The sequence below is a fragment of the Limnohabitans sp. T6-20 genome, assembly GCF_003063505.1.
Classification (GTDB): Bacteria; Pseudomonadota; Gammaproteobacteria; order Burkholderiales; family Burkholderiaceae_C; genus Limnohabitans_A.
The window spans coordinates 677,991-694,914 of sequence record NZ_NERW01000002.1 but is presented as its reverse complement, the minus strand read 5'-3'; the positions used below and the strand labels follow the sequence as shown (position 1 = coordinate 694,914).

General features: G+C 60.4%; 14 protein-coding genes and 1 tRNA gene. 4 read left to right on the top strand and 11 right to left on the bottom strand.

The features are described from left to right. Positions 1-10 precede the first annotated feature (10 nt). The 10 genes from B9Z33_RS09375 to cysS form a co-directional block, all read right to left on the bottom strand. Entirely contained in the window at positions 11-1,714 is a 1,704-nt protein-coding gene (locus B9Z33_RS09375; RefSeq protein WP_108286730.1) for a hypothetical protein, read from the bottom strand. Positions 1,715-1,747: 33 nt separating this feature from the next. Further along, positions 1,748-3,007: an HlyD family type I secretion periplasmic adaptor subunit gene (locus B9Z33_RS09370; RefSeq protein WP_108286729.1), complete on the bottom strand. Its 1,260-nt coding sequence runs from the start codon at positions 3,005-3,007 to the stop codon at positions 1,748-1,750. Further along, positions 3,004-3,756 (bottom strand): hypothetical protein, encoded by a 753-nt coding sequence (locus tag B9Z33_RS09365; protein WP_108286728.1) that lies wholly within the window; start codon positions 3,754-3,756, stop codon positions 3,004-3,006. The genes B9Z33_RS09370 and B9Z33_RS09365 overlap by 4 nt, the downstream gene beginning before the upstream one ends. Before the next feature lie 33 nt (positions 3,757-3,789). Next, complete coding sequence (locus B9Z33_RS09360) at positions 3,790-5,226, bottom strand: TolC family protein (protein ID WP_108286727.1); 1,437 nt, start codon at positions 5,224-5,226, stop codon at positions 3,790-3,792. A gap of 296 nt (positions 5,227-5,522) precedes the next feature. Then, positions 5,523-5,615 (bottom strand) — tRNA-Ser (locus B9Z33_RS09355). An 18-nt stretch (positions 5,616-5,633) separates the two neighbouring features. After that, the gene (locus B9Z33_RS09350; protein WP_108286726.1) at positions 5,634-6,896 is read right to left on the bottom strand and encodes an aspartate kinase; all 1,263 of its coding nucleotides are present in this window, start codon (positions 6,894-6,896) and stop codon (positions 5,634-5,636) included. A 186-nt stretch (positions 6,897-7,082) separates the two neighbouring features. Beyond that, positions 7,083-8,039: a tRNA lysidine(34) synthetase TilS gene (gene tilS, locus B9Z33_RS09345; protein WP_108286725.1), complete on the bottom strand. Its 957-nt coding sequence runs from the start codon at positions 8,037-8,039 to the stop codon at positions 7,083-7,085. Between the two features lie 30 nt (positions 8,040-8,069). Then, positions 8,070-9,044 (bottom strand): acetyl-CoA carboxylase carboxyltransferase subunit alpha, encoded by a 975-nt coding sequence (locus B9Z33_RS09340; protein ID WP_108286724.1) that lies wholly within the window; start codon positions 9,042-9,044, stop codon positions 8,070-8,072. A 45-nt stretch (positions 9,045-9,089) separates the two neighbouring features. Continuing rightward, the gene (locus B9Z33_RS09335) at positions 9,090-9,740 is read right to left on the bottom strand and encodes a DNA-3-methyladenine glycosylase (RefSeq protein ID WP_108286723.1); all 651 of its coding nucleotides are present in this window, start codon (positions 9,738-9,740) and stop codon (positions 9,090-9,092) included. Continuing rightward, complete coding sequence (gene cysS, locus B9Z33_RS09330) at positions 9,737-11,113, bottom strand: cysteine--tRNA ligase (RefSeq protein ID WP_108286722.1); 1,377 nt, start codon at positions 11,111-11,113, stop codon at positions 9,737-9,739. The genes B9Z33_RS09335 and cysS overlap by 4 nt, the downstream gene beginning before the upstream one ends. Positions 11,114-11,354: 241 nt before the next feature. Between cysS and B9Z33_RS09325 the strand changes: the two genes are divergently transcribed. From B9Z33_RS09325 to B9Z33_RS09310, 4 genes are read left to right on the top strand one after another with little or no spacing between them, the layout of a single operon-like run. Continuing rightward, the gene (locus B9Z33_RS09325; RefSeq protein ID WP_108286721.1) at positions 11,355-11,855 is read left to right on the top strand and encodes a tetratricopeptide repeat protein; all 501 of its coding nucleotides are present in this window, start codon (positions 11,355-11,357) and stop codon (positions 11,853-11,855) included. A gap of 40 nt (positions 11,856-11,895) precedes the next feature. Then, the gene (locus B9Z33_RS09320) at positions 11,896-12,585 is read left to right on the top strand and encodes a peptidylprolyl isomerase (RefSeq protein WP_108286720.1); all 690 of its coding nucleotides are present in this window, start codon (positions 11,896-11,898) and stop codon (positions 12,583-12,585) included. Between the two features lie 4 nt (positions 12,586-12,589). Beyond that, positions 12,590-13,096, top strand: a complete 507-nt coding sequence (locus B9Z33_RS09315; RefSeq protein ID WP_108286719.1) for a peptidylprolyl isomerase — start codon at positions 12,590-12,592, stop codon at positions 13,094-13,096. Between the two features lie 12 nt (positions 13,097-13,108). Next, the gene (locus tag B9Z33_RS09310) at positions 13,109-13,888 is read left to right on the top strand and encodes a UDP-2,3-diacylglucosamine diphosphatase (protein ID WP_108286718.1); all 780 of its coding nucleotides are present in this window, start codon (positions 13,109-13,111) and stop codon (positions 13,886-13,888) included. An 84-nt stretch (positions 13,889-13,972) separates the two neighbouring features. On the opposite strand, the gene B9Z33_RS09305 is transcribed toward B9Z33_RS09310, so the two are convergent. Continuing rightward, positions 13,973-16,783, bottom strand: a complete 2,811-nt coding sequence (locus B9Z33_RS09305) for a DUF349 domain-containing protein (protein ID WP_233252782.1) — start codon at positions 16,781-16,783, stop codon at positions 13,973-13,975. Positions 16,784-16,924: the final 141 nt, after the last annotated feature.

Genomic DNA, 16,924 nt, shown 5'->3' with positions numbered 1-16,924 from the left:
CGTTAAAAGATCAAGCAGATTTTTGGTGAGCCTGCGAGGTCAGGCTGCTCAGAAACGCCACGATTTGCTCGTTGCGGAACTGGGCTTCTTGCAGCATGGCGTCCATGCGCGAGAGCATGGCTTGGCTGGACTCGCGTTCGTTTTGCTGGTTTTGGCTGTTCTTCTGCAACAGCTTGGTCACGTCGGCATGCACCTGGCCTTGGCGTTGTTGCTCCAGTTGGAGTTGTTCGCTCCAACGGTCGGCATGGCTGGTGTATTCGGCCAGCACGCGTTGCGTGCCAGACAGGTGGTCCACCATTTTTTGCAGTCCGGCTTCTTGCACCTGAACCCATTGGCCCCATTGGTTGTTCCGGTTTTGGCGCTCCAGGTTGGCTTGGCTGGCCAGTGTTTCTTCTTTGTTGCGCAGCATGTTTTGCTGCTGTTCCAGATAGGTTTGCCAGAGGGTGTTTTGCGCCCGCATTTGTGCGCTGGACTGGTCGTGCTGGGCTTGCAACAGTTTTTCGAATGTTTTGTTTTGTTGCTGAAGGATGTCTTTTTGCAACTCGGCTTGCTGGCTCCAGAGGTTTTGCTGGGCTTGCGCGTGTTCTGCATGCTGCTGATTTTGAACACCCAGAGCGCGTGCCATGGTGTCGGTGTGCTGCTCCAGGTGTTTGGCCATTTGCACATGGGCATCGGCCATTTGGGCTTGGCGCTCGGCCAGTTGGTTTTGGCTGCTTTGCATTTGGGCCACCAGCGACAGCAGGCGGTCTTGCTGGTCGGCTTGTTGGCCAATTTGCTGGATCAAACTGCTTGTACCGTGGCTGTTGGTTTCCAGTCGGGCCATGAGTGTGCCCATGCCCATCATCATTTCGCGCACTCGGCGTTCAGAGTGGTCAAGTGCCAAGGCCAAGCCACGCAACAAAGGCGAGTGTTCGGCCAACTCACCCAAAGCTTGGGCCACGGGGTTCAAGTCGAGCACGCCGCCTTCAGTTTCTTGGGCAATGTCCAGCATGAGGGATGTGTCGGAATGGACAAACGACACCAGATCGCTTGAAGCACTGCGCACGCCCACCGACAGAACACCCATGATGAGCGAACCCAGCACGCCAAACAAAGATGCACTGAAGGCCACACCCATGGCTTGCATGGGGGCAGTCAAGCGGGCTACCAGCTCGCTGATGGCTGCCACTGGGTCGATCATGCCGGCCCCGAGGTTGAACGAGCCGATCAGTTTGCCAATCTCGGCCAGCGCGCCGAGCAAACCAATGAAGGTGCCCAGCAAGCCCATGCCGACCATCATGCCGCCCATGAATTGCGACATCATGAGGCGGCGGGTCTGGCGGGCGCTGAAGCGTTCCATCTCAGACTCGATGGCAGCGTGCTGGACCGATGTCAGTGCTTTGCCACGCAAGCCCTGAATGAGTTCGATCAAGGACACAACATCGTGTTTTTTGCTCATCTCCAAGATGGCCAGCTGCAGCTGTTCTTCGGTGGCCCCGTTGTCAACCATGAGCCGGTATTGACGAAACAGGCTGCCCTCCTTGTTGATGCGGCGCACATGCGACAGCATCTGGTAACAGCCCGCCGCGACCAGCAAGAAGATGATGTAGTTGATTTGAGGATGCGGGTTGCCCTCGACCGTGCTGATGATGGCGTCCCAGAAAACAAGTGCGCCCAAAAAGACCAGCGCAACAGGGACGCCTATGTACCAGTAATAGAGTTGGAGTCGTTTCATTTTTTGTCCTCGGTAACTTCAAAACACGGTGAATCAAGTAGGTTCTGTGAAGGCCTGCTGCTTGAAGCGCAGCAGAGGCGACAGCAAATAAGTCATGACGCTGCGTTGACCCAGCACCACGTCGGCACGCGCGGTCATGCCGGGCAAGATGGCCAGCGAGGCCATGCGCTGCGAGGGGGTGTCGGTCTGGATCAGGACGCGGTAGTAGCGCTGGCCGGATTCGTCGGGCAAGGTGTCGGCGCTGACTTCGACCAGTCGGCCATTGAGTGCGCCATAGACGGCGTAGTCGTAGGCGCCGATCATGACGCGGGTGGTCAAGCCGGGGCGCAATGAGGCGCGGTCGTTGGGGCGCACACGGGCTTCGACGGCCACGGGGCCTTGGTTGGGCGTGATCTCCAGCAGCACTTCGCCGGGCTTGACCACACCGCCCATGGTGTTGAAGTTCAGGCGGTTGATGTAACCATTTGTCGGCGCGCGCACTTCGGTGCGGTCCAGACGGTCGGTGTCGCCGTCCACCGCCAAGCTGAGCTTGGACAGCTCGGCGCTGACTTGCGTGAGCTCGGTCCGGGCATCGGCACGAAAGCGCGCCTGGGCTTCGTCAAGACGAGCGGCCAACTCAGACACGGCAGCCTGCAAGCGGGGCAAAGAAGCCTGGATGTCGTTCAGGGTCGTGGTGAGGCGCTGGGTTCGGCTTTGCGATTCGAGCAATTCCATTTGCGAGGCCGCGCCCTTTTTGGCCAGCACATCCATCATGGTGGACTGCTTGCGGGCCAAGTCCAGCTCGACTTGTGTGCTGACGATGCGGCTGCGGGCTTCGCTGAGTTCGGCTTGTCGCTGGGTGTGCTGCTGGCCGATAACGGCCCGCTCAGAGCGCACACGCGCCAGCCGCTCTTTGAAGGCATTGAGCGCTTCACGCTGAATGTCTTCGGGGATATCGGCTGAAAATTTCGGCTCGGCTTGGCCTTGCGCCTCAGCCGTCAAGCGGGCTTGCTGCGCCAACAACGCATGTTGACGTGATCGGCCTTGCTGAACCGAGGTGTTGGCTTGCACATCGGACAGCCGCATCAAGACATCACCCGCAGACACCACCTGCCCTTCGCGCACCAAAATTTGCTGCACGATGCCGCCTTCGAGGTGCTGCACGATCTGGGCGCGGCCTGCCGCAATGATGCGGCCTTCAGCACGCACGATCTGGTCCACTGGCGCCAAAATGGCCCACAACATGGCGCAAGACACCAGGACCGCCAAGGCCAGCATCAGCCGCTGGTCTGTGGTCATTTGTCGCCAGTTCATGGCACCCACCGCAACAGCACTTTGCTGTTGTCCGCACCGGCTTGCGTGCTTTCATGGATCTTCAGATCGATCGCTGCACTGCTGGCACCGTTTTCGAGCAAGGCGTTGCGCACGGCGTTGGCTCGGTAAAAAGACAAACGGGCCGCTTCAGAAAAGCCCTTGGGCGAGATGACCGTGATTTGCCAACGCCCGGCCTGGAGGGCGCTGACTTTCTTGAGCTTGGCCATCAGCTCGCTGACTTCTGCGGGCGACAGGGTCACCACATCGGGGCTGAACACCACCACCAGCGCGGCCTGTGTGAGGCTTTGCACGCTGTTGGCCTGCTTAGGCTCGGTGGGTTTGTTGTCTTTGGCCTGCACAACGTCGGTGCGCACGTCTTGCACTTGCGTCAATTTGCGCTGTGTTTCATCGAGCTTTTTCTGGGTGATTTCAAGCTTGGCTTGTACATCGTTGATGGTTTGCTGCATGCGGCTGACGGTCTCGTCTTTGCTTTGTGCATTCGCGTCTTTTTGTTGCTCACCTTTTTGTTTTTCTTGCGTGTGCGATGCCGAGGTGGCCGTTTGATGCGACTGGGCTTCTTCGATGGCTTTTTTCTTGGTCATTTGCGCCAGCTGCAAGGTGGCCCCCAGCACCACGATGCTCATGACGGCGATGACAAAAAGCAGGTTGATGGCCAGGTTGGTGACGGCGTCGACGTAGCCGGGCCAGAAGATGTCAGCGGCTTCGCCGGAATCAGATGTTGCTGCCATGGGTGCTTTGCGTGGGTAATGGGTTGGGTGTGATCAGGGCTGGATGGCGCTCAACTGGCCAATGCGCTGCAGGATTTGGGCGTGCGCTTTGATGTTTTGACCAATGGATTGCGCCAGCCGCTGGCGCGCCGAGAAGTAGCGCTCACTGGCATCCAGCGCGTCCAGCAAAGAGCCCAAACGACCAATGCGCAGCTGCTCGGCCACGGCCTCCACCACGCTGCTGGCCGATGCTTGCTCTTGTTGGGCGGTTTGCATGCGCAGCACGGCCGACTGCAGCAAGGCGTGATCGCCCTCGATGGCTTGGGTCAGACGTTGGCTTTCATCGGTGACTTTGGCCTCGCGAACACGCATTTCGGATCGCGCTTGCTCTGCCTGAAAGTACTCCTTACCACCCAGGGATGTGGCCCAGTTGACAACCAACAGGGCGCGGGTGTCGGTGTGTGGGCCGTTGGTGCCCTGCACGTTTTTACTGACATCACGCTCCAGGCTGAAGCCCACCACGGGCAGGTATTTCGACATCTCGGCTTGGATGCGAAATTCCTGAAATTCGACATCGCTTTTCAGCGCGCGGATGTCCGGGTTTTGCTCCAAGGCCAAGGTTTGCAATTGCGCAGCGCTGGACGGGATGGCTGGAAACCGCGCCACATCGGGCAGGCGAATGGCTTGCGGCGTGAGGCTGGTCAGGCGCGCCAGCTCGAGTGCGGCATTGCGGTAGGCGGCTTGTTGCTCGATGCGAACTTGCCGGGCATTGAGCACGCGAGTGCGCGCACGCTCCAGGTCAGCCGGGCTGGCGGCCCCCACCGCCACACGGGTTTCCAGGTAAGTCATGATGTTTTGCAACTGGGCCAGCTGGATGTTGGAGAAATCCAGCACCAGGCGAGCCGTGGCCACATCGACCGTAGAGCGGACCACCGACATGACCACGTTGTCATAAGCCGATTGCAAACGGTACTGCGCCGAGGCTTCGGCCTGACGACTGCCCGAGAACTCATTCCACAAAGTGGCGTTGAAAATCGGCTGCGTCAGGCGAACGGCATTTTGTTTGTAGGTGTGTTCGTCCAATGCCTGGTTGACCGTTTGCGAGCGCTCTGGCCCAGTGGCATAGCGCAAAGACAAACTGGGCAACAAGTCAGCACGGGCAATTTTTCGGCCCGATTGGGCGGTGTCGAGTTGCGCCCTGACTTGCTGCAACTGCGGACTGGTGTCGAGAGCCCGCTGAATGAATTCGGGCAAATCGGTGGCGTTGTCTGGCTGGGCTGATGCCGCCACATCTGTGTCGCCAATTTCAAATGCAGGCAGAGCCAGCACATCGGTCTGGGTCAGGTCAAAAAACCGCAGAGGCTTCTTGCCCGCATCCACACTTTGCGCTTGCACACCTTGCACCAAGAGCGCTGCTGCAGCCCAAACTGTCCACCGTGATGCCTGGATAAGACGGTACGCAACTTGGTGATGGCTCTGGGCGATTTTCATTTCTGGCAATTTTTAAACTAATTGCCTCAATTTTCTTACCTAATACCTCTTTGATGTCTTAAAAGTTCTTAGAAGTCGATTCTGTTTTCTTAAGTAGTTTTAAAGAAATGAAACCATCACGAAACCAAGTTGAATTCAAAAAATCAAAACCAACTTCATTGACAAAAAATCAACAAATACAAAATATCGCGTGGCGCGCTGAATGGTTTTGAAAGGGGGTTTTCCGCAGCAGATGTGCCGATGTTGAACCGGCAAAGAAAAAGCCCCGAAAATCAAAGATTTGCGGGGCTTGGTCTTGGCGGAAACGGAGGGATTCGAACCCTCGATGAGGCTCTACACCCCATACTCCCTTAGCAGGGGAGCACCTTCGGCCACTCGGTCACGTTTCCAGTGGGTCAAATTATAACTTAGGCTTGATCCAGATCGAAGGCTTTGTGCAGTGCGCGCACGGCCAATTCCATGTATTTTTCATCGATCACGACCGAAGTCTTGATTTCGGAGGTGGAAATCATCTGGATGTTGATGCCCTCTTCGCTCAAGCTACGGAACATCTTGCTGGCCACGCCCACATGGCTGCGCATGCCAATGCCAACGATCGACACTTTGCAGATCTTGGCATCGCCCGAGACTTCGGCCGCGCCCAGTGCGGGCAAGACTTTGTCCTTGAGCAGGTCGATGGTCTTGGCGTAGTCGTTGCGGTGAACGGTGAAGCTGAAGTCGGTCTTGCCGTCTTTGCTCAGGTTCTGGATGATCACGTCCACTTCGATGTTGGCATCGGCCACAGCGCCCAGGATTTGGTAGGCAATGCCGGGCTTGTCGGGCACGCCCAACACGGAGATTTTGGCTTCGTCGCGGTTGAATGCGATGCCGGAAACGACGGCTTGTTCCATTTGTTCGTCTTCCTCAAAAGTGATCAGGGTGCCGGATGCGGCTTCTTCGTTGATGTCGATGTCCCAGGGCGTGAAGCTCGACAGCACGCGCATGGGCACTTTGTATTTGCCAGCAAACTCAACCGAGCGAATTTGCAAAACCTTGGAGCCCAAAGAGGCCATTTCGAGCATCTCTTCAAAGCTCACGGTCTGCAGGCGGCGCGCTTCGGGCACCACGCGCGGGTCGGTGGTGTACACGCCATCCACGTCGGTGTAAATCAGGCATTCGTCAGCCTTGAGGGCTGCAGCCACGGCCACGGCCGAGGTGTCTGAGCCGCCACGGCCGAGCGTGGTGATGTTGCCGTTGTCGTCCACACCCTGGAAACCCGTGATGATCACGACCTTGCCAGCGTTCAGGTCGGCGCGCACGCGCACGTCATCGATGGACTCGATGCGGGCTTTGGTGAAGGCGCTGTTGGTTTTGATGGGCACTTGCCAGCCGGCGTAACTGACCGAAGGCTGGCCTTCGGATTGCAGCGCGATGGCCAACAAGGCCGACGATGCTTGCTCACCGGTAGAGGCCAGCATGTCGAGTTCGCGGCTGTAGGCATCGCCGGGTTTGGCGGGGGCCAGCTCTTTGGCGAGACCCAGCAGGCGGTTGGTCTCGCCGCTCATGGCGCTGGGGACCACCACGATCTGGTGGCCAGCGCGCGCCCATTTGGCCACGCGCTTGGCGACATTGCGGATGCGCTCGGTCGAGCCCATCGAGGTGCCGCCGTATTTGTGAACGATCAAAGCCATGTGTAGTGATGAATAGAAGATGAAAGCGGATGCGCACTGTCAAGGCCGCATCGCAAACGTTTGCCAAGGGTTTGCCCTCAGCAAAACCCGTCGATTGTACCAACCGGGCTGACGCGTTCTTGACCCGTCCCGGCATCGCACTGGTCACCCCTTGCCCCAATCCTTGGGGTGTGCCGGGTGAATGGGTCAGGCGGCTTGCCAGCTGAGGTGCTGGCCTTGCCGTTGCACAAAGCCCGAGCCCACCTTCAAATGGATCCGATGACCACGGGTGGTGCAAGCGGCCAGTTGGTCCAGCAGCTCGTTCAGTTGCGCTGCGCTGGGCGTGGTGGTGTGGTGCTGCCGTAGCCAATGGCGCAGCACCAGCGCCTGGCGGGCGCGGCCGAGGCGCTGCAAAACCTCGATGCGCGGGGGCACGCCGATGTGCGCCAGGTCTTGCGCTGCCACCTCGTTCAAGACTTCTTGCGCTTGCGCTGCATGGGCGGCGCTGCGGGCAAAGGTCTCGCGAAAAGCGGGCAAGGCCTCGGCCAAAACGGGCAGCACTTGGGCCCGGATGCGATTGCGCGTGAATTGTTCGTCGGTGTTGGTGGGGTCTTCGACCCAGCTTTGGCCAAGACTCAGCAGCCACTCGCGCAAAGCCGCACCGGGCACCGCCAAAAATGGCCGGTGCCACTGCAAGCCCATGCGCTGCCAGTGCGCGGGCATGCTGGCCAAACCGGGCAAGCCCGCGCCACGCGACAAAGCAATCAGCAAAGTCTCCACCTGGTCGTCGGCATGTTGGGCAAGCGCGATGTCATGCACCTCGGGCCACTCGGTTTGCACCGCTTCGGCCAGCGCCTGGTAGCGGGCTTTGCGGGCCGCGTCTTCGGGGCTTTGGCCGGGGGCATGGCCCGCCTGCACCCGGCGCACCGCCAAAGGCACGCTCAGTTGTTGGCACAGCGCACGGCAATGCGCTTCAAAAGCATCTGCCGCGTCTTGCAAGCCGTGGTGAATGTGCACCGCCCTCACCTGCCCCGGCCAACGACGGGTGCAGGCCAACAGCAAAGCCGTGGAGTCGGCACCGCCGCTGAAGGCCACAGCAAAAGGAAGGCCCGGGCTGAAATCAGCCAGGGCCTGTTCGAGGGAAGGCACCGATCGGGGAGCCATGTGTGAAGCCTGACGGCCCAGCTGCAGTTTTTATTTGCCCGCTTTGGTATCAGTGAAACGGCCGTAGCTGTTCAGGCGCTCGTAGCGGCGCTCCAGCAGCTCTTTGGGTTTGAGGTCCGCCACTTGACGCCAGGCGTCGCCCAAGGCACGCTTGAGGAAGGACACCATTTGCTCGGTATCGCGGTGGGCACCGCCCACAGGCTCGTTGACGATCTTGTCGATCAGGTTCAGCGCCTTCAGTCGGTGTGCCGTGATGCCCAGGGCCTCGGCCGCGACTTCGGCTTTTTCGCTGGTTTTCCACAAAATCGAGGCGCAGCCTTCGGGGCTGATCACCGAGTACACCGAATACTGCAGCATGAGCACCTGGTCGGCCACCGAAATGGCCAATGCGCCCCCCGAGCCACCTTCGCCAATGATGGTGGTGATGATCGGCACTTCGAGCTGGGCCATCTCGAAAATGTTGCGGCCAATGGCTTCGGACTGGCCGCGCTCCTCGGCGTCGATGCCGGGGTAAGCACCGGGCGTGTCCACAAAAGTGAACACAGGCAGCTTGAACTTTTCGGCCGTCTTCATGAGGCGCAGCGCTTTGCGGTAGCCCTCGGGCTTGCTCATGCCAAAGTTGCGCATGGTGCGCTCTTTGGTGTCGCGGCCTTTTTGTTGACCCAGCACCATGCAGGCTTGGCCATTGAAGCGGGCCAAGCCGCCCACGATGGACAGATCGTCGGCAAAGTGGCGGTCACCGTGCATCTCGACAAAATCGGTGAAGATGCCGTTGATGTAGTCCAGCGTGTAAGGACGCTCGGGGTGACGCGAGATTTTGGTGACCTGCCAGGGCGTCAGGTCGCTGTAGATGTCTTTGGTCAGTTGCTGGCTTTTCTTGCTCAGCTGCTCGATTTCGAGGGTGATGTCCACCGCCGACTCGGATTGCACGTAGCGCAACTCTTCGATCTTGGCTTCGAGTTCGGCAACGGGTTGCTCAAAGTCGAGAAATGTTTTTTTGGCCAAGTTTTACTCCTCTGTTCATGATCGGGTGGACGCCTCGTCCAACCCTCAATACGCGACCGGAACCGGATCCAGCGAGCGCCAAATATACCAAGTTGCCACGGTCGCATAAGGACTCCAGGCTTGGGCCACCTCGCGGGCGTCGCTGCGGCTGACCGGCTCGCCCGAAAAATAGTTGCGGCTGATGCCGTTGATCAGGCCCACATCATCGAGCGGCAACACATTGGGCCGCATGAGGTGAAAAATCAGAAACATTTCGGCCGTCCAGCGGCCAATGCCCCGAATGGCCACCAATTCGTCAATGATGGCCTCGTCGTCCATCTCTTGCCAGGCCTTGACGTGCACGGTGCCCGAGCTGAAGTGCATGGCCAGGTCCACCAAATATTCGACTTTGCGGGCCGACAAACCGGCCGCCCGCATGTCGTCCACCTTGAGCTTGAGCACGGCGGCGGGTGTCAGGCGCTTGGTCAAGACCGAAAAACGGTCCCAGACCGACTGGGCCGCTTTGACCGAAATTTGCTGGCCCACGATGGAACGCGCCAAGGTCACAAAGGCATCGCCCCGGGTTTCCAGAATGGCGTCGCCAAACTGAGGGATCAGCTTTTTCATGACCCGGTCTTTTTTGGCCAAGTGCGCGCAGGCCTCGGCCCAATAAGCGGGCGTGACGGGCGTCACAGCGGGAATCACGGCCACGGTCACTGCGCAGCCTCCCAGGTCGTGCCGGTGGCTGAGTCTTTGAGCACAATGCCTTGGGCCAGCAATTCGTTGCGAATGCGGTCGGCCTCGGCAAAGTTTTTGGCTTTTTTGGCATCGGCACGGGCCTGAATTTGTGCCTGAATGGCGGCTTCGTCCAAGCCTGCGCCCGCTTGCAGATAGACCGTTGGGTCGGTTTGCAACAAACCCAGCAAGCCACCCAAGGCCTTGAGCAAGCCAGCGCGTTCGGCCGAGCCGCTGCGGTTGACTTCGCCCGCCAACTCGAACAGCACGGCCACCGCTTCGGGCGTGCCAAAGTCTTCGTCCATCGCGGCCTTGAAGCGGGCGGCCAAGGGGTCGGCCCAGTCGATCTTCACGTCGGCAGGCGGCACGGCTTGCAGCGCCGTGTAAAGGCGCTTCAATGCACCTTTGGCGTCGTTCAGGTGCACATCGCTGTAATTGAGCGAGCTGCGGTAGTGGCTGCGCACAATGAAAAAGCGCACGGTCTCGGCATCAAACTCTTTCAGCACATCACGGATGGTGAAGAAATTGCCCAGGCTTTTGGACATCTTCTCGTTGTCCACGTTGATGAAGCCGTTGTGCATCCAAAAGCGCGCCAGGGTCTGGCCGTTGGCGCCTTCGCTTTGGGCGATTTCGTTTTCGTGGTGCGGAAACTGCAAATCGGCCCCACCGCCATGGATGTCAAAGGTCTGCCCCAGCAACTCGCAGGCCATGGCCGAGCACTCGATGTGCCAGCCAGGACGGCCCGCACCAAAAGGGCTGGCCCATTTCACGTCTTCGGGCTCGGTGGGTTTGGCGCTCTTCCAGAGCACAAAGTCCAGCGGGTCGTTCTTGTCGGTCTCCACGGCCACGCGCTCACCGGCATTCAATTCGTCCAGCGACTTGCCCGACAACTTGCCGTAGCCCGGGAACTTGCGCACCGCGTAGTTCACATCGCCGTTGCCAGCGCGGTAGGCCAGGCCTTTTTGCTCCAGCGTGCCGATCATGCTCAGCATTTGGGGCACGTAGTCGGTGGCGCGGGGCTCGTGTTGGGGGCGCTCAATGCCCAGCGCGTCGGCGTCCTGGTGCAGCGCGTCGATCATGCGGTCGGTCAGGCTGCGGATGGTTTCGCCGTTTTCGAGTGCGCGCTTGATGATCTTGTCGTCGATGTCGGTCACGTTGCGCACATAAGTCACTTGGTAGCCGCTGGCCTTGAGCCAGCGCTGCACCACGTCAAAAGCGATCATCGAGCGGGCATGGCCCAGGTGGCACAGGTCATAAACCGTCATGCCGCACACGTACATGCGCACATGGCCCGGCTCGGCAGGCGAAAAGTCGGAAACAGCACGGCTCAGCGTGTTGAAAATGCGCAGACTCATGTCAGATCAAAGAAATTTCGGAACACAAAAAACCTACAAGGCAATGACCAGCATCGGGTTCTGGGCAGGCAAGAGGAAAGCGGGAGATTCAGCTTAAAAGCAGCCGCCATACACGTGGGCAGCAGGTCTCGCAGGCAGCGTTGCGGCCACATGGCCTCCGCTACAATGACCGTCCAGTATATCCCCGTCAGGGGCCCCGCTCCCAGTTCTTGGCAGCCCAGATTCGATACTTTTGGCGCGCATGCACTCTCTACTCCCGTTCGTCCTGTCTTGTATTTTGATGCTGTTCAGTGCAGGTGCCAAAGCGGACATCTACACCGATGTGAACCGACTGGTCGGCACGCAGCAGTGGGCCAAAGCCCAAGCCCAGGCAGAGGAACACCTGAAATCCCAGCCCACCGACCCGCAAATGCGTTTGCTGCTCAGCCGGATTCAGGACGGACAAGGTCAGACCGCAGCCGCCATGGAAACCTTGCTGACCCTGACCCGGTCTTTCCCGGAATTGCCCGAGCCCCACAACAACCTGGCCGCCTTGCTGGCCCGCCAAAACCGATACGCAGAAGCCCTGGAGGCCTTGCAAGCGGCCGTGCGTGCCCGCCCGGATTACGCCACAGCGCTCGAAAACCTGGGCGATGTCTACATCGCGCTGGCCATTCAGGCCTATCAAAATGCCAACAAAGCCATGCCATCGCAGCCCCGTGCAGCCAGCAAGCTGCAGGCAGCCGAGCAGATTTTGAAGTGATCTGCACCGTCAAGCGCGCTGCGCCTGTTGAAAGGACACCATGAACCGTTTTCGTTTTTTGACCTCTTTCGCCCTGTCGATCGCCCTGCCCTTGGCTCTGGCACTGCCCGCGGCCAGCCAGGCCCAAACCAGCGGCGTGAGCAAAGTGCGCATCAGCACCTCGATGGGCGACATCGAAGCTGAGCTGTACGCCGACAAGGCCCCCAAAACCGTGGCCAACTTTTTGCAGTATGTGAGCGACAAGCACTACGACGGCACGATTTTTCACCGCGTGATTGCGGGCTTCATGGTGCAAGGCGGCGGCTATGACGCCCAATACAAAGAGAAGAAAACCCGCGCCCCCGTGCAGCACGAAGGCCGCCAAGCCCTGGCCGCAGGCCTGAAAAACACCACCGGCACATTGGCCATGGCGCGCACCAACGACCCGCAATCGGCCACGGCGCAGTTTTTCATCAACGTGGTGGACAACGCTTTTCTGGACCCCACGCCCATCCCCGATGGCGATCCGGTGACGAAATTTGAATACCAGGGCCGTGTTTACCCCAGCGTGCCCCGCAGCCAGCTGGTCAATCACCCCCAGCTTGCTGGCTACACCGTTTTTGGCAAAGTCACGTCCGGCATGGACGTGGTCCAAAAAATCCGCAACACGCCCACAGGCGCTGGCGGCCCCTTCCCGACCGATGTTCCCCGGACGCCGGTTGTCATCCAATCCATCACTTTGTTGAAGTAACACCATGAGCAACCCACAAGTCGAACTGCACATCACCGGCTACGGCGTCATCACCCTCGAACTGGATGCCGAAAAAGCCCCCAAGTCGACCGAAAACTTCCTGGCCTATGTGAACAAGGGCCACTACAACAACACGATTTTTCACCGTGTGATCCCCGGCTTCATGGTCCAGGGCGGTGGCTTTGAGCCTGGCATGAGCCAAAAGCCCACCGATGCCACCATCGAAAACGAAGCCAACAACGGCCTGAAAAACGACGAGTACACCGTGGCCATGGCCCGCACCTCGGCACCCCACTCGGCCACCGCCCAGTTCTTCATCAACGTGGCCAAAAACGACTTCCTGAACCACACCGCCCCCTCCATGCAAGGCTGGGGCTATGCCGTGTTCGGTAAAGTGGTCAAGGGCACCGAAGTGGTCGACCAGATCAAGGGCGTGAAAACCGGCAACCGCGGCGGCCACGGTGACGTGCCCAAAGAGGACGTCGTGATCGAAAAAGCCGTCGCCATCTGAGCGTAGCCCGCCATGTCTGACCCGCGCACCACCCGGCCGAACATCGGCTTGCTGACAGCGCCTGCGACATGGCAAACCGTGGACCTGATCTCGGACCTGCATTTGCAGGCTTCCGAGACCGCCACCTTTGACGCCTGGCGTGACTACATGGCCCGCACCCCGGCCGATGCAGTGCTGATTCTGGGTGACTTGTTTGAAGTCTGGGTGGGCGACGATGCCGCCGCTCAAGACCCGTTTTTGCAAAGCTGCGCCGAGGTTTTGCGCCAAACCGCGCAGCGCGCCCATGTCGGCTTCATGCCCGGTAACCGCGACTTTCTGGTAGGCCCGGATTACCTGGGGGCCTGTGGCGTTGAGGCGCTGAGCGACCCCACTTTGTTCGAACTGGGCACGCAACGCATTTTGCTCAGCCACGGCGACGCACTGTGTCTGGACGACAAGCCTTATCAGGCCTTCAGACTGCAAGCGCGCAACCCCGAATGGCAGCAAGCGTTTTTGGCCAAGCCGCTGGCCGAGCGGCAGGAGTTTGCCCGCAGCTTGCGGGCGCTCAGCGAATCGCAAAAGCATGAAGGCATGAGCTTTGCCGATGCCGACCCCGACATGAGCCTGTTCTGGCTGACGCAGGCGCAGGCGAATCGGCTCATCCACGGCCACACCCACCAGCCCGCAGACCATGCGCTGGGCACGGCCCAACGGCATGTCTTGAGCGACTGGTCGCTCGACCACAGCCCTTTGCGGGCGCAAGTGTTCAGGCTGCAACGCGCAGGCGGCTCAGAGCGGCTGGATTGGCGCTGAAGCAGCTTGCCGCTCGGGCAGACACCGGGACAGATCAAAAAAACGGCCGCTCAGTGAGCGGCCGTTTTGCATGCGAAGGGTCGATCAGCCGCGCAGCAGGTTCTTCAAGACGTTTTGCAAACGGCGTGCAGTGGCCTCTTCGTGCGGGCCAGACAAGACCTGCGCCACATCCTGACCCCAAGTTTCGCGGGGGCCGGGTCGGTTGCGCTGGGTCAGCAACTGCAATTGCAGCATGCGGCGCTCGCTCAGCTTGTCGGCAGGCGTGGGCACTTCGGCCGCCATCTCCAGGCGCAACAAAGCGGTGGCGGCTGGCGTTTTAGCCTGCGCGCTGACCGCTTGCGCCCAAGCCTGGCGGGTGGCGGCGTTGATGGCACGGCCCAGCTCTTGTGCGCTGGGCAGCGCGTCGGCTTGGCGATCTTGCCAAGCAGTCATCAAACGGGTCAGCGTTTCGCCGTGGGCTTGTGCGGCCAGTTTGCGCAGCGACATTTCGGCACGTTCCATGGCTTCGCGCTGCGCACGGAAAGCGGCATCACCCAAGCGCGGACCCCGGTCTTCGCGGAAATCACGGCCTTCGCCACGCGGGCCACGGTCACCAAAGCGATCGCCGCCACGCTCGCCGGGGCGGCCTGGTCCGCGGTCGCCACCTGGGCGGGCACCGCGCTCACCGGGACGGCCATCGCGGCGGCCAGCTGGAGCGGCTTCGGTTTTCTTTTGACCAGGGCGGTCATCGCCACGCACCGCAACGACAGGCTTGGCCGGTTTGGGCGGGGCCACGGGGGCCACCGGTGCTTCGGCTTCAGCTTCGGTGGCGTCAGCGCTTTCGGCGGTCACTTCTGGTGCATCGGCCGAGGCGGCTGCGTCGTTTTGTGCAACGGGAGTGGCGTCTTCAGCGTTCTCTTGTGCAGGGGCTGCGGCATCGGGTTCTGCGGCATCTGGTGCAGAAGCATCAGGTGCAGGCACAGACGCTTTGGCTGGGGCGGCGGCAGGAGCCACTTGCGCGGCCTGCGCTTCTTGGGCTTGACCGCGCAAAGCGGCATCCAATGCCGCCATGGCGGCGCGAATCTTGGAGGCATCGCCACCGGCATTGGCTTCGTCCAGGGCTTTGGATGCATCGATCACGGCACGGTCGCGTGCGCTCAGCGGTGCGGCAGAGGCTTGGCGGTCAGTGCCTTTGCGCTGAAAAGCTTCGTCCAGCGGTGCGCGGAAAACTTCCCACAGCTTTTGTTCGGTTTTGCGGTCCAAGGGGACCGATTGCGCTTCGACTTGCCAACGTTGCTGCAGGGCCTTGACGGCGTCCACGCGCAGCGCGGGTGCAGCACCCACTTCACGGGCTTCGTTGATCAAGGCCTGACGGCGCTCGACGCTGGCTTTTTGGGCGGCTTCCAGTCGGACGGCGGCGGCTTTGAGCACGGCCTTCCACTGCGACTGCATTTCACCAAAAGCTTTTTCGCTCAGGTGACCGGCATTGCGCCAGCGGTCAGCAAACTGGTGCAAAGCGCGCAACTGGGCGCGCCAGTCGTCGCTCTCGGCGTTGGCCAAGGTCCACGCTTTGACTTCATCGAGCAAAGCCACGCGCTGCGCACGGTGCTCGGCCGAGTCTTTTTTCATCTGCTCCAGCCAGGCCAACACGGCTTTGTAGGCTTCGTTGCACGCGGCATCAAAGCGCTTCCACAAAGCGTGGTTGGGCAAGCCGCCTTGGTCGGTTTGCTTCCAGCTCTCACGCAATTGGCGCAGCTTGTCTTGCATCTTGCGGCCACCCACGGTGGGGGCTTTTTCGGCATCGAGCAAGGATTCGGCTTGGTTCACCAGGTCTTGGCGAACCTGATCGGCCAACCAGCGTTGCCAGCCTTCGGCATCGCCCGTGGCAGTCAGTGCCTTGTGCACGCGCTCGTCGAGGGCGGTGTCCAGGTTTTTGCCATGGGTCTTGAGCACGGCGCGCAAGGCGACCGGCGCATCGGCAGGCACCGGTGGTTCGGTGATTTGTTTTTCAAGCGCTTCGAGCACTTCGGTCACAGCCTTGTTGGCCTGCTCGCGCAGAGCCTGACGCTGGGCTGCGTCCATCTTGGGTTTGGCTGGCTTGGGCTCTTTGACCGCTTCGGTCGCGCCAGCGGCTGCAGCGGGCACTTCGGCCACGGCTTCTCCGCGCAAACGGCGAATTTCATCGGCCCAAACGGGCACCGACGGCAAGGCCGCGGTCGCGTCGGCCTGGGCTTGTTGCGCCAGCGTCAAAGCAGCCGAGAAACCATCCCAGACCGCCTGCAACTGGCTCAGTGCCGCGTCCAGTTGGCTCGGAAATTTCATGTCCACACTCGGCCAAACGGCGTTGGTGGTCAATTGCTGGGCCTGTGATTGCCACTGCGCCACGTCGGACTGCAACCCGGCCAGCGCCGCTTGCGCTTCGGCCATGGGCTTGGTGGACAGCACTTCGATGCGCTGCGCCAGCAACACGGCGGCTTCACGCTGCACCATCACCTGGTGCTGCAGATCATCGACGCCTTTGACCACTTCGGCCAAACGGACCTTCAAGCTGGCCAGAGGCTCGCGCGAGAGGGGCGCACCGGCTTTGGCGGCATCTCGCTGCCACGCCATCGCGTCGGCAATGTTCAGACGCGGCGCTTGCAGCATCTGCTCGGCTTTTTGCGCCCAGTCGCTGGCCAGTGCTTCCTGGCCGTGCGCGCGTTTGAGCTCGTCGAGCTTTTCTTTGAGGAGCTTGGCCGCGCCTTTGTCGCGTGTGGACATCTCCCGGTACACCTCGGCCAACACGTCGGCAGCAGGCTCGGACAGGAGCCATTCACGCAAACGGGCGCTGCGCTCACCCGAGGTGGCGGCATTGAAAGCCCCTCCGGTCAACTGGTCAAGAGCGGCGAGGTCAAGAGGCTTAGAAGATGAAGTCACGGTAAAAACTTTAAAAACACAGTCCATGCCAAATACGGCATCAGTGTCGGGGCCGGGCATCTTTGCAAAAAATTTTCAAAGGCGGCTGTCGACAACCTCGTATTTTCGCCGGGATTTGGTCCGACCCGGCCCTCTTGTATG